This is a genomic window from Uruburuella testudinis (genome assembly GCF_022870865.1).
In the GTDB taxonomy this organism is placed as follows: Bacteria; Pseudomonadota; Gammaproteobacteria; order Burkholderiales; family Neisseriaceae; genus Neisseria; species Neisseria testudinis.
On record NZ_CP091508.1, the window covers coordinates 1509889 to 1523180 of the forward strand.

General features: G+C 55.6%; 13 protein-coding genes. 2 read left to right on the top strand and 11 right to left on the bottom strand.

Annotated features, from left to right (window positions below; genetic code table 11):
• Positions 1-3: 3 nt before the first annotated feature.
• The 10 genes from LVJ83_RS06985 to LVJ83_RS07030 all read right to left on the bottom strand — a co-directional run bounded on the left by LVJ83_RS06985 (position 4) and on the right by LVJ83_RS07030 (position 10309).
• Positions 4-2022, bottom strand: coding sequence for a site-specific recombinase (locus LVJ83_RS06985; RefSeq protein ID WP_244783807.1), 2019 nt, complete (start codon positions 2020-2022; stop codon positions 4-6).
• Between the two features lie 121 nt (positions 2023-2143).
• The gene (locus tag LVJ83_RS06990; protein ID WP_244783808.1) at positions 2144-2698 is read right to left on the bottom strand and encodes a nucleoside 2-deoxyribosyltransferase; all 555 of its coding nucleotides are present in this window, start codon (positions 2696-2698) and stop codon (positions 2144-2146) included.
• Between the two features lie 358 nt (positions 2699-3056).
• A complete protein-coding gene (locus tag LVJ83_RS06995; protein WP_244783809.1) occupies positions 3057-4367 on the bottom strand; it encodes a sulfate adenylyltransferase subunit 1 in 1311 nt (436 codons plus the stop codon).
• A 390-nt stretch (positions 4368-4757) separates the two neighbouring features.
• On the bottom strand, positions 4758-5075 hold the full coding sequence (locus LVJ83_RS07000; protein WP_244783810.1) for a DUF2322 family protein: 318 nt from the start codon (positions 5073-5075) through the stop codon (positions 4758-4760).
• Between the two features lie 71 nt (positions 5076-5146).
• Complete coding sequence (gene upp, locus LVJ83_RS07005) at positions 5147-5773, bottom strand: uracil phosphoribosyltransferase (protein ID WP_244783811.1); 627 nt, start codon at positions 5771-5773, stop codon at positions 5147-5149.
• Between the two features lie 152 nt (positions 5774-5925).
• A complete protein-coding gene (gene grxD, locus LVJ83_RS07010) occupies positions 5926-6234 on the bottom strand; it encodes a Grx4 family monothiol glutaredoxin (protein ID WP_244783812.1) in 309 nt (102 codons plus the stop codon).
• Between the two features lie 244 nt (positions 6235-6478).
• Positions 6479-7741, bottom strand: a complete 1263-nt coding sequence (locus LVJ83_RS07015) for an RsmB/NOP family class I SAM-dependent RNA methyltransferase (RefSeq protein ID WP_244787688.1) — start codon at positions 7739-7741, stop codon at positions 6479-6481.
• Between the two features lie 334 nt (positions 7742-8075).
• A complete protein-coding gene (locus tag LVJ83_RS07020) occupies positions 8076-8747 on the bottom strand; it encodes a DUF3108 domain-containing protein (protein WP_244787690.1) in 672 nt (223 codons plus the stop codon).
• Positions 8748-8784: 37 nt separating this feature from the next.
• Positions 8785-9417 (bottom strand): phosphoribosylglycinamide formyltransferase, encoded by a 633-nt coding sequence (gene purN, locus LVJ83_RS07025; RefSeq protein ID WP_244783813.1) that lies wholly within the window; start codon positions 9415-9417, stop codon positions 8785-8787.
• Positions 9418-9676: 259 nt separating this feature from the next.
• Complete coding sequence (locus LVJ83_RS07030; protein WP_244783814.1) at positions 9677-10309, bottom strand: LysE/ArgO family amino acid transporter; 633 nt, start codon at positions 10307-10309, stop codon at positions 9677-9679.
• 152 nt (positions 10310-10461) lie between these two features.
• Here LVJ83_RS07030 and LVJ83_RS07035 point away from each other — a divergent pair, with 152 nt between their 5' ends.
• Complete coding sequence (locus LVJ83_RS07035; RefSeq protein WP_244783815.1) at positions 10462-11358, top strand: LysR family transcriptional regulator ArgP; 897 nt, start codon at positions 10462-10464, stop codon at positions 11356-11358.
• 175 nt (positions 11359-11533) lie between these two features.
• On the opposite strand, the gene grcA is transcribed toward LVJ83_RS07035, so the two are convergent.
• Entirely contained in the window at positions 11534-11920 is a 387-nt protein-coding gene (grcA, locus tag LVJ83_RS07040) for an autonomous glycyl radical cofactor GrcA (RefSeq protein ID WP_244783816.1), read from the bottom strand.
• A 580-nt stretch (positions 11921-12500) separates the two neighbouring features.
• Between grcA and LVJ83_RS07045 the strand changes: the two genes are divergently transcribed.
• Positions 12501-13253 carry a carbonic anhydrase gene (locus tag LVJ83_RS07045; protein ID WP_244783817.1) on the top strand — a complete coding sequence of 251 codons (753 nt, stop codon included), beginning with the start codon at positions 12501-12503 and terminating at the stop codon, positions 13251-13253.
• Positions 13254-13292 lie beyond the last annotated feature (39 nt).

The window sequence follows — 13292 nt, forward strand, 5'->3', positions numbered from 1 at the left end:
CGGTTATTTTTCGGCAGATTTGGCGTTTTTGACCACTTGTGTCGGCGCTTCGATGGGGAAAAACAAATTCAGCGGATTGGCGCGGATTTGCGCCCAAACGCTTTTCAGCAGCGCCGGCATGCTGTCGATACGGGTATCGCGCGAGCGCAGTGCGACAAACAGCGCCAACATAAAGCTCACCCACAGGTTGACCAGGCCGATCAGCACCACGCCGAGCAGGCCGAGCATGAAGGCGGCAAGGCCGATGTGGCCGCTGATGGCGGCGTAGCCGAGATTGGCCGATGAGAAGGCCACGTGGCGGATGTCGAGCGGCAGGTTGAGCAGGTGGCCGAACCAACCGGTCATGCCCAGCAGCATGCCGAACATAAAGTTGCCGGCCAGCGAGCCGTAATGGTGGTGCAGATAGCCGGCAAACCACACGCGCAGGCGGGCGGGCATGATTTTTTTCAGCACCGGGTGCACGGTGAGCCTGCGGCGCAGATCGAGATAGTCGGCACGGTTGTCGAAAAAGCCCGAGATAATGCCCGAGCAAAACAGCCACAGCCCGGCAATGGCGGCATACCACAAGGTGGGTTGGGTAAAGGGTTGCAGCGATTTGAGCTGATAGGCGGTGTTGTCGGCGCTGAGCAGCGGGGCGCCGGTGTGGCCGGCAAACACAAATGCAATCAGTGCGGCAAGCAAGATGGCCACGCTCACATTGCCGAACACGGCCACGCTTTGCGAGCGCGCCACATCAATCAGCAGGGTGGCCAGGCGGTTGTTGACCACACGGCCTTTGTCGTTGCGCTCGACTTCTTCGGCGAAGCTGGCGGCGGTCATGGCCGGTTGCTTGGTGGCCACGGTGAAATGCAGCATGTGGATCAGCATAAAGCCCAAGCCGTAGTTGAGGCCGGCCAGCAGTGAAGTGGTGAATTCGCTGAAACCCATGTTGCCGATATGGATTTTGTTGAGCGCCATCAGGGCAATCAGCACGCCGCCGCCCACGGCCGAGCGCAGCATGCCCCAATATTCGCTGCGGTTGCGGGTGATGTAGTGTTCGCCGTGGTCGCTGGTGTTTTCACTGATGCTTTTGGCCAGCATTTTGATGCTGCGACGGCGCAGCAGGCTGGTGCTGTGCTGTTCGACGGCGGCCAGGGTCATGGTGTTGAGCAATACGATGGTTTGGCGCTGGCGCAGGGTTTCATCATCGCTGGTTTGAATGTCGAGCAGGCGTTTGAGGCGTTCGAGCGTTTGTTGCAGGCGCTCGAGCAGGTGCGCCACTTTTACTGATGAGCCGGCGCCGGCACCGGTGCCTTTGCGACGCAAACGGGTGACTTTGTTTTGGCATTGCTCCAGCATCACTTCGATATGGGCGGTGTCGTAAGGCTGAGTTTGGCCGGGCATGCGGTAGTGCGCCACCAATACGGCCACTTCGCGCTGCAAGGCCACAAAGGCGGAATCTACATCGAGCAGCTTCGGTTCGATACGGATAAAGTCAGGCTCCAGCTCTTCGGCGGCCACCCAGATGGCCAGCATTTCCAAAGCATGCAGCCGCGCTTGGGTGATTTGGCGGGATGCGGCCTGCACGCTTTCTTCGCCGGCACAGCTGCTCAAGAGGCCGTAGAGGTTGAGCCATTGGCGCAGGCTCAGTGTTTGCAGCCATGTTTCGTCATGATGCGAGCGGAAAAGGTATAAAAACACATCTTTAAGGTTGTTTAATTCTTTATATGAGGGGATGAAGCGCTCATAAATGCGGATGGCCACCTCACGCCCGAAACCATTGCGGGAAAACACGCCCAGCCCCACTAATGCGGGGTAAACGTGGATTTTTGAGAGCCAGAAGTGAAAACGGGTACCGAATGTATGGCAAAGTTCGGGGTTTTCGGTGAGTAGTTCGAGCAGCATGTCGAAACGTTCGGCGGCATGGCGCGAGCCGCCCTTGCGGATAAAGTGCACCAAGGCATCGAGCAGGGCGACGAAATTGCCGGTTTCAAGCTGTTCTTGCAGGGCGGTGTGAAGATTGCGTGGTGTGATTTTGATCATTCTGTTTCTTTATTACAAGGCAATTTCCATTATATAGGGGTTTTTAAGCAAAATTACAGTTTTTATGCGAACCTTTGCCGGCGGCCGGTTTTCAGACGGCCTCAGGGCCCTAAGGACACCCTTAGCGTGCGCCATTCAAATACTGTTGCTGAAAATAGGCCAATGCCTGATGAAAGCTGCTGAATATGGGGTGGGCGTCATCATACATCATCAAATTGAAAGGCAGCGCGAAATCTTCGATGCCGGTGTAGGCAAAGCGCTTGTCGGGTGCGCTTTGGCCGAAATCGAAGCCTTGGTATTTTTCGGTTTGATCGGCATCGTTATCGGTATAAACCAATACGGTTTTGCCCAGCGCGGCGGCATAACCGCATTCGTAGGCGGTGCCGCAATCGGGCTCGTTGCTGCGAAAAGGCGAAAGGTTGGCGATAACGGCATCGCAGCTGCGTATCATGGCTTCGTTGGCGCGGCGGATAATCAGGGCGTTGCGGCGTTTGGCGCCGGCATCGGCGGCCGGGTCGAGGGTGAGTTCGTTATCGGTGGGAATCAGCAGCTCGAAATGCAGGCTGTTGCCGGAAAGGGCGGCGGCTTGTTGTTTCATGGCGGTAAAAACGGTGTTGCGTGTGTTTTCGGGCAGAAAGACATCGCCGCCGGCGCAGTAGATTTTGAAGGTGTGCACGGATTGGCTCCTGAATATGTGGGGGTTTTGACGGTAGGCAGGCAAGCTTGAGTATTCCTTGAGTATTCATGGTGGAATGAATAAAAAGTGCTGCGGTGTTGCTGCTTTGCTGATTTGTATTACTTCTTTCTTCATTCCTGTATATTTTAAGGCTTTTTTAGACACTGTTGTTGTGCGCTTGGATTTTACTCTGCCCGCGGCCTCATTGTGTAAGTATACAAGATGAGGCCGTCTGAAAAAGCAGTTGCGGTTTCAGACGGCCTGATTTTATTGTGCAAACGGATAGGATGCGGTTTGGTCGGTTATACCCATTCGCAAAAATAATCTAACGGCATGGGTATGAATCGGGATGGGCCGTTCAGATTTCAAAAGTGCTTTGGCTGCTGCCGCTGCGTATCATGCCGGCGGCCACGGTGTGGTGGGTGGCCTCGTCGATGAGGATAAAGGCGCCGGTGGCGGGGTTGTCGGCATAGGTGGTGGCGGTGAGCGGCTGTTGGGTTTTCAGGCTCACGCTGCCGATGTCGTTGAGGGCGAGCTGATGGGCAGACTGCACGTGGCTGAGGGTGTGTACGTCCCACACATAGGCGATTTCGCTGATTTTGACGGCGCTGGTCTGTGTGCCTTGTTTGAGCAGGTATTTGCGCCGCAAATTGAGCGGAGTTTCGTCAAACCAGCATAAGGCCGCCTGAAAATCTTGGCCGGGGCGGGTGGGGTTGTCGGCAGCGAGAATGCTGTCGCCGCGCGAAATGTCGATGTCGGTGTCGAGTGTCAGGGTCAGCGTTTCGCCGGCTTGGGCTTCCCGGGTTTCGCCCCCGGCGTTGTAGATGGCGCTGATACGGGCGTGTTTGCCGGAAGGTTGTATCACGATTTCTTCGCCTGCTTTCAGACGGCCTGATTCGAGGCGGCCTTGGTAGCCGCGAAAATCGTTGCTGCTGCTGCCGTCTTGACGGGCAACACGCTGCACGGGAAAGTGTGCGGGCAGGTCGGCACGGCCGGTGCCGGCCACGGGCAGGGTTTCTAAAAGCGGCAGTAGCGGCAGGCCGTCGTACCAAGGCGTGTGTGCGCTGGTGTTGACGATGTTGTCGCCTTGCAGGGCGCTGATGGGCAGATAGCGGATGTCGGCTTTGAGGCCGATTTGTGCGGCCAGCGCGGCATAGGCTTCGGTGATGGCGCGGTATTTGCTTTCGTTGAAATCGAGCAGGTCAAGCTTGTTGACCGCCACAATCACGCTGGGGCAGCCGAGCAGTTTTAAGATGGCGCTGTGGCGCTTGGTTTGCGGCAGCAGGGTGGCGGGCGTGGTGGAAAAATCAACACGGGCGGCATCGATTAATACGATGGCGGCATCGGCGGTGGAAGCGCCGGTAACCATGTTGCGGGTGTATTGCTCGTGGCCGGGGGTGTCGGCAATGATGAATTTGCGTTTGGCGGTGGCGAAATAGCGGTAGGCCACGTCGATGGTGATGCCTTGTTCGCGCTCGGCGGCCAAGCCGTCGGTGAGGCTGGCAAAATCGATATTGCGGCCGCTTTCGGCATCGCGGTTGAGTTTGTCGAGCTGGTCGGCAAGCAGGGTTTTGCTGTCGTAGAGCAGCCGGCCGATTAGGGTGGATTTGCCGTCGTCGACGCTGCCGGCGGTAATGAAGCGGAGCACGGGGGCGGTGGTTGCAGACATGGGTGTTCCTTTGTTCGGAGGGCGTTTGGATGGCGTTACTTTAACGAGGCCGTCTGAAAAAAGGAAAGAATGCTTGGTTGTAATGAAATGCGCTTTGGTTATATGGCGTGTGCGGGTATTGCGTGAGTTTGGGGTAAGATAATCCATGAGATATAAATTATTCACGATTTTACCCCTCAACCCTCCCTGTTGGGACGGGGGAGGGAGCGGAATGATGCAGCATCAAAACCGAATGCTGTCGGACAAAGCTTGATGTTCGGCAACTCCCGAGCTTATGTTGGTTCCGCAAGCCGGATGGGCGGAGAGCCGAAGATGCCGAACACGGTATGATGATGCGGTTCGGCACCGTCGGCCTGCTTTGATGCGCGGGCGTGGAAACGGCGGTTTGTTTCAGGCCGGTAGCGGGTGCAGATGGTAATCGAGGTTTTCGTTTTGCACTTGCAGCAGCAGGTCGATATTCGGGTGTTTGCCCGGATGGCGGCGGGCATCGGCCACGTGTTCGGCAAACCATTCCAGCCCGCGGGCGGCAGATTCGGCATTTAAGGCGCCGTTGAATTCGGCTGCCAATGCGTGATAGAGTTTGAGCGAACCGAGTTTTCCGGGCGCGGCCGGGATGTGGTGCAGCATATTGCCTTCGGCATCGCATACGTTTAAACCGCTCAAGTGGTCGATGGCGGGCATGGCGGCGAGGTTGTCTTGAAAGCTCATGGGAATCCTGTGGGTGATATGAATGAATCAGGCCGTCTGAAAAAAGTGGTTCAGACGGCCTTTAGATGCAATCAGCGGGTGCCGAAAATTTTGTCGCCCGCATCGCCCAAGCCGGGGATGATGTAGCCGTGTGCATCAAGGTGGCTGTCGAGCGCGGCGGTGTAGATGGTCACATCGGGGTGGGCGTTGTTAACGGCTTTTACGCCTTCGGGCGCGGCTACGAGCACCAGCACTTTGATGTTTTGGCAGCCTTTGCTTTTGAGCAGGTCGATGGTGGCGTTAACCGAGCCGCCGGTGGCCAGCATGGGGTCGAGAATGAGGGCGGGGCGCTGGTTCATGCTGTCGACCAGTTTTTCAAAATAGGATACCGGTTGCAGGGTTTCTTCATCGCGTTGCAGGCCGACCACGCTGATTTTGGCGGTGGGAATCAAATCGAGCACGCCGTCGAGCATGCCCAGGCCGGCGCGTAAAATCGGCACCACGGTAAGGGTTTTGCCTTTGATGCGTTGGCCTTCGATGTCGCCGCACCAGCCGTCGAGAATGTAGTTTTCGGTTTCAAAATCGCGGCTGGCTTCATAAGCCATCAGGCGTGCCAGCTCTTTGGTGAGGGTGCGGAATTTGTAGGTGCTGCATTCGGCTTCGCGCATCAGAGTGAGTTTGTGTTTGACCAGCGGGTGTTCGATAATGGTGATATTCATGATGAGTGCTTTCGGTGGGGCGCGTGTTTCAGACGGCCGGTATGATTGAATCCGGCGTTATTATAAAGGTTTTGACGGCGGCTTGTGAATGCTTTCAGACGGCCATATACAAAAAACCCTGCATCGGGCAGGGTTTTTTTTAGGTGTTGCGCTCAGGCTTTCAGGGCGTCTTGCAGTTCGCCTGCTTCATACATTTCCATCAGAATGTCGGAGCCGCCGATAAATTCGCCGTTTACATAAAGCTGCGGAATGGTCGGCCAGTCGCTGTATTCTTTGATGCCTTGGCGCACTTCGTCGTTTTCCAATACGTTAACGGTTACAAAATCTTCACAGCCGGCCGCTTGCAGCAGCTGCACGGCGCGTGATGAAAAACCGCACTGCGGAAACTGTTTGGTGCCTTTCATAAACAATACCACGCGGTGGGTGGTAACCACTTCTTTGATTTGCTCTTGAATGCTCATGTGTTGATCCTTTAATGATATCGGGTTCGGTTCGGGAAGTAATATAAGGCTGTTTGAGGGCAGATGCAATAGTTCGGAAAGCCTAGGGTGTCCTGACAATTCATATATCATCATCTTTTTTGTGCTAAAAGCACATCTGCTGCGTTAAAAAGCCTCGCAAGATGTCCAATCTTGCTGTGTTTTTTGCCTTGCATCTGCATTTCCAGGAACAAAAATCCCCTCATAAACGACACATCAGGAAACCCTAGCCTTGTTTTTCAAACACGGCGGCGAAAAAACCGTCGGTTTGATGTTGTGCCACATTCATTTGCAGGTAGTGGCCGGTGTTGAGGGGCACTTTGGCGGCGGAGAGCAATTCGGCGCAATCCAGCTGCACCCAGCCGGGGTGGTTGGCCAGAAAACGTTCGGCCTGCTGCTCGTTTTCCTGCGGCAGGATGCTGCATGTGGCATATACCAGACGGCCGCCGTTTTTAACCAGCTTGGCCGCTTCGGCCAGAATGCTTGCCTGCTGTTGTTGCAGGGCGGCGAGGGTGGCGGGCGATTGGCGGTATTTCAAATCGGGATTGCGGCGCAGGGTGCCGAGGCCGGAGCAGGGCGCGTCGACCAATACGCGGTCGGCTTTGCCGTGCAGACGGGCGATGCGGCTGTCGTGCTCGTTGTCGATGCGTTGCGGATGAATGGTGGTAACACCGGCGCGGGTCATGCGCGGTTTGAGGTTGGCCAGGCGTTTTTCTGCAATGTCAAACGCGTAGATGCGGCCTTTGTTGGCCATCATGGCGGCCACGGCGAGGGTTTTGCCGCCGGCGCCGGCACAAAAGTCGACCACGATTTCGCCGCGCTTGGCGCCCAGCAGCAAGGCCAGCAGCTGGCTGCCTTCGTCTTGCACTTCGAGGGTGCCGTCGAGAAACAGCGGGTGTTTGTTGAGCGCGATTTTGTCTTGAAAACGGATGCCCCACGGTGAATAGGGCGTGGCTTCGGCAGCCAGGCCTTCGGCGTGTAATTGCGCCAGCACTTTGTCGCGTTTGCCGTTGAGGGTGTTAACGCGCACATCAAGCGGGGCGGGGCGGTTGACGCTGCGGCCGAAGGCGAGAATATCGCTTTCGCTTTGTTGCGCGGCGGTTAATGTGTCGATCAACCATTGCGGCAGCTCGGCGGCGGTGTTGAGGCCGTCTGAAAACTCGCTTTTGCGGGCTTTGAGCTGGCTGAGAAAGGTTTTGTCTTCCTCTTCGAGCAGCGCTTCAATGCGGCTGATGTTGACGCTGCGGCCGAGCACCAGCGCGGCCAGCGCGGCTTTTTTTGCTTGCACGTGCGGGCGGCGCAGGGCGGCGGCGATTTTTTGATAATGGCGCAGGGCGGCGAAAGCGGTTTCGGCGATTTCGTGGCGGTCTTGGCGGCCGAGCTTGCTGTGCGCGCGGAAATAGGCAGAGAGTACGGCATCGGCAGGCTGTTTGAAAGTCAGCATGTCGGCCAATACGGCGGTGGTGTGTTCGAGCTGGTTGGGGGTCATAATCAATATGTCGGGTGGAATTGCCGCCATTATACGCGATATTGGGGCGGTAAAGATTTTATACCCGTTTAAAACAGGCTGCCCGGCGGCGTTGCGCTTTGCCGGACTTTGGGCTTAGGGTGTCCTGATGTGTCGTTTATGAGGGGATTTTTTTTGCCTTGCATCTGCACTTTTATCGCAAAAAATCTGAATAATTCTGAATTGTCAGGACACCCTAGGTTATTTTGTGGACGGGCATTGCCTCATTATTGGGTGGTTTTGATGACTGGGCAACCGACAGGCCGTCTGAAAACTTTATTCAGACGGCCTGTTGGTTTGAACGCTGTATCTTCGGTCAGGGTTTGACGGTTTGACCGTTGATTTTCACGCTGGTGAGTTTTAAATCGTAGTTTTTGCCGTCGTCGCTGTAGCTGATTTGGGCGGGAATGTTGCCGAAAGCCGGGGCGAAGGCATAGGTAACGGTGTCGCCGCCGCGGCGGACGCGGTATTGGTTGACGGCGGTGCGGCCGCCGGCCACGCTGACTTGGCTGCTGCCGATGCGTTGGAGGGCGCCGACGTTATACAGCTTTTTGCCGTTGGTGATTTTCAGGCCGCCGGGCAGTTTGGCATCGTTGGCAGCCAATTGCCAGGCGAGGGTAAATAAATCCATGGTGGGGCCGGATACGTTTTCGGTTGTTTGAGCGCCGGTGCGGCCGTAGGTGACTTTGCCGCCGCTGAATTTGGCTTCGGCATAGGTTTTGCCGCCGCGGATGTCTTTATAATAAGTGGGGCGCAGGCTGTTGCCGGAAATGGTGCCGCCCGATTCAAAGCGAATGCGGTAAAGCGGCACTTTGATGTTGGAGACGATTTTGTAGCTGTTGCCGCTGCGGGTGAAGGTCATGGTGGCGGGAATGCCGTAGCTGCCCGAATATTGCAGCTCGGCCGATTGCGGCAAGTCGGCGGCGAATGCGGGGGCGGCCGCTAAGGCTGCGGCGGCGAGGATGGTGTGCAAAATGGTTTTTTTCATCATTTTCCTTTCTTTGTCCGGTTTATCTTTGCCGGGTTTAGGCGAGCAGTTCGGATGTGCCGGCGCGGTGTTCGGCATTGATAACGCGGTTGCCTTTGATTTTCAGACGGCCTGCTACAAAATCAGCCACGGCGCGGGGAAATAATTGGTGTTCCACTTTCAATACCCGCGCGGCAACATCATCGGCGCTGTCGTTATCCGCTACCGGCACTGCGCCTTGGGCGATGATGGGCCCGCAGTCAAGCTCGGGGGTAACAAAATGGATGGTGCAGCCGGCAATGCGGCAGCCTGCTTCGATGGCGCGTTCGTGGGTGTGCAGTCCGGTAAAGGCGGGCAGCAGCGAGGGGTGGATGTTGATCAGGCGGCCTTGGTAATGGCGGCAGAATTCGAGGGTGAGAATGCGCATAAAGCCGGCCAATACCACCAAATCGGGCTGGTAGGCATCGATTTTCTGCATCATGGCTTGGTCGAAAGCGGTGCGGTCGGCAAAATGGCGATGGTCGAGCGCATCGGTGGCAATGCCGCGCTCAGCCGCCCAGGCCAGGCCTGCGGCTTCGGTGCGGTTGCTTAATACTGCGGCGATACGCGCGCCGGGAATGTCGGTTTCAACAATGGCCTGCATATTGCTGCCGCGGCCGGAAATCAGAATAACGATGTTTTGGGTGTGCATGCAAAAGTCTCTGGCGTTTTCATGGGTTTCCGCCCCGTTATCGTGCAGCCGGTTGTGGTGCCGGCGCCGGTATCGGCGGCTTGCGGAAATGTTTTAATAAAATAAACGGCAAAATGTGCTGAAACAAGCAAATTAGCTTAATTTAACCGCGTTTTAAATGATTTGCAGGCTTTATTGTAACCAAATTCAGTAAGGCCGTCTGAAACAATTGTTCAGACGGCCTGATGCCGTTTAAAAATAAGTCCAACGGAATGCGGGATCAGGCCGGAAAGAGTGTCAGCCACGCCGATTTGAGCAGGCCGTAAGCGAGGTAAAACATCATCACTGCAATCAGTCCGTCTAAAATCTGCCACACCCGCTCACGGCTGAATAAGGGCAGCAACAGTCGCGAGCCGTAGCCGATACCGGCAAACCAAATGCCCGAAGCCATAATCGCGCCGATAAAAAAACTGATTTTGCCGGCCTGCCCGAAACGGGCGGCGCTGCCGCCGATGAGCATGACGGTATCAACATAAACATGCGGGTTCAGCAGGGTAAGCGCCAGCGTGGTTGCAGCGGTTTTGTAGGCAGAAACCGGTGTGGCGGCTGCGGCGGATACGTTCATGTGACCGCCGCCGCGCCAGGCGCGCTTAAGGCTGAGCATGCCGTAAACCAGCAGAAAAACGCCGCCGGCCAGCGAGAGCCATGCCGCGGCGCGGGTGTTGTCGGAGAGCAGCAGCGCCACGCCGAAAATGCCGCAGCCCATCAGCACCACATCGCACAGCCAGCACAGCAGCACCACAATGCCGGTATTTTGTTTTAATAAGCCCTGTTTCAATACAAAAGCATTTTGGGCGCCGATGGCAATAATCAGGCTGCCTGAAATCATCAGGCCGTTAAAAAAAGCATTCATGATAAAATCCTGGTTGGGGTGAAACGGCACTGCCTGCTCCGGCAGCGCCGTATTTCATGTGTGTATGGCGCACATTATCGGCGCCCGGCCGGTGTTGTGCCAGCAGATGAAGTTTTTTTCAGGCCGTCTGAAAAATATTCAGGAAACAGTGAATGAATTGGGATTTCAAACAATGGTCGGCGCTGGCCGCGGCGGCCGACTGCGGCAGCTTCGAACAGGCGGCGGTGCAGCTTAATATCACGGCCTCGGCGGTGTCCAAACGCATTCGCGATTTGGAAGAAACGGCAGGCGCACTGCTGATAACACGGGCGCGGCCGTGCCGTCCGACGGCGCAAGGGCAGCAGCTGCTGCGTTATTGGCGCCAGGTGGTGAGCTTGCAGCAGGCGCTGGCGCATGAGCTGCAACAACGGCCGCCGGTGCTTTCGTTGGCGGCCAATCATGATTCGCTCGATACCTGGCTGCTGCCGGTGTTGGCTGAAGCTGCGGCCGACGGCGGGTTGCTGCTGGATATTCAGGTCGAAGATCAAGACCATACCCGCGCATTGCTGGCCGAAGGGCGGGTGATGGCGGCGGTGAGCAGCGAAGCCGAAACTCTGCGCGGCTGCGAGGTGCATGCTTTGGGCGGGTTGCGCTACCGCCTGATGGCTGCCCCGGCTTTTGCTGCCCGTTATTTTTCAGACGGCCTCACCCCGGCAGCTTTGCGGCGCGCGCCTTTGCTGGTGTTTAACCGTAAAGACGATTTGCAGGCTGATTTTCTGCGCCGGCATTTGCAGGCCGATGCGGCCATGTGTCCGACTCATTATGTGCCTTCTTCACACGCTTTTCTTCAGGCCGTGCGCATGGGGCTGGGTTATGGGATGTTGTTTGAACAGCAGCTGCAAAGCGAGCAGATAAAGGCCGGCGAGCTGCTGGATCTGTGCCCGCAATATTTTATAGATGTGCCCTTGTTTTGGCATTGCTGGCAGGCGCAGCCGCCCAAGCTGCAAAGTTTGCGCAAAGCAGTGCAGCGCTCGGCGGCGGTGCATCTGACGGCTGTGCAGAGCGGCTGATGCTGTTGAGGCGCGGTGTTTGGAGCATTGGCGCGGCAAATATCAAACTTGTGAAAAAGCCGCCTCAAACGGGCGGCTTGCTTTTGAAATTTTTAAACTTTCAGTCTAAGGGTGTTCTGATGTCGTTTATGAGGGCAAAATACACCCGCAAATCGAATGACCAGGAACTCCTAAGTTACAGGCTGTCGGTAAAGGTGCGGGTAATCACATCGCGCTGTTGTTCGGGCGTGAGTGAATTGAAGCGCACGGCATAGCCGGATACGCGGATGGTGAGCTGCGGGTATTTGTCGGGATTGACAATGGCTTCTTCCAGCGTTTCACGGGTCAGCACATTCACATTCAGGTGCTGGCCGCCTTCCACTTTCGGGCGGGCGTTAATATCGAGCGGAATTTCTTTAAAAGACACATCGCCCAATGCGGCGAGGGCGAGCACGTCGTCTTCTTTGAATTCGCCGCCTTTGGCGCACAGGCAGCGCACTTCTTGGGTTTCATCATCAAGCAGCCAAAACGAATGCAGCAAATCGGCGTTGGCGGTTTCGGTGATTTGAATACCTTTAATCATCTTTCTCTTTCCTTTCTATGGCTTATACAAAAAAATCATCAGTTGTATGAAATTGTATACCCGGCGGATGAATCGTGTTTGATGTAAATCAAATTACGAAAGCCTACAGCGCGGAAATGAAGGTTGGGTATCAGGCCGGCGGATTCGTATTTCAAGTGCAACAACCGCAGATTTCGTTTTCAGCATCAATAGTTATGTGCTGTTACAGTGGCATTATCAAGAACAAGCGGCTTCGCCGTGCCTGTCGGCATTCTTGACAATGCCACTGTAACAGCAACCTGGTCTTCATGCTGAAAACAAGGAAACATAAGCCTTAGCTCGCATAATGTAAGCGCTGCACTTGAAATGCGAATGTAAGGCCGTCTGAAAAAGCGGGCGGAGAGGGCGGAGAAATATCTGCAAGGGCCGGCGCCGCGATTACCATGTTGCCGAAAGAGTGCCTGATTTGCGCTAAATCAAAATGCTTGTATGATGAAGATGCTGTTTTGATAATATCAAATCAAATTGTATGGAATATAAAATTTATTCTTGAATATCAAGAATGTTATATTTCAATTTGATATAAATGTTTGGAGGGTTCATGCAAAACCGTATTTTGTTGGGCATGCTGGCTGCCGCTTGGTGTGCCGCTGCTGCTGCGGCTCCTCATGCTGCGCAACATTGGTCTTATCAAGGCAACGAAAGCCCGGCGCATTGGGGCGGGCTTTCTGAAGCCTATGCACTTTGCCGCAGCGGTAAAAACCAGTCGCCGGTCGATTTGGCCAAGGCCTTGCACAGCAGCGTGGATACAGTGGCGTTTGGTTATCTGCCGCAGCGCTACGAAGTGGAAAACAACGGCCACACGGTTGAGGCCAAGCCGCAAGGCCGGGAGCAGACGCTGGCTATCGGCGGCAAGCAGTTTGTATTGAAACAATTTCATTTCCATACACCGAGCGAACACACTTTTAAAGGCCGCCATTTTCCGATGGAGGCGCATTTTGTACATCAAACTGCCGATGGCGAGTTGGCGGTGGTGGCGGTAATGTTTGAAGAAGGGCGGGCCAATCCTGCGCTTGCCCCTTTGTTGGCTGACAAGCTCAAACCGGGTCAATCGGCGGATTTAGCGCAAGCTTTGGATATTATGCCGTTGTTTCCGGCCAACCGCGCCCATTTCCGCCTAAACGGCTCGCTAACCACGCCGCCGTGCAGCGAAGGGGTTTATTGGGTGGTGATGGAAACGCCGGTAAGCGCCGCCAAGGCGCAAATCGCCGCCATGCACGATATCATCGGCTATGCCAACAACCGCCCGTTGCAGCCTTTGAATGCGCGTGTGGTGGTGGAAGAGGCGGAATAACGGCAGGATAACGTTGAGCATTCGGTTGACGGGTATTTT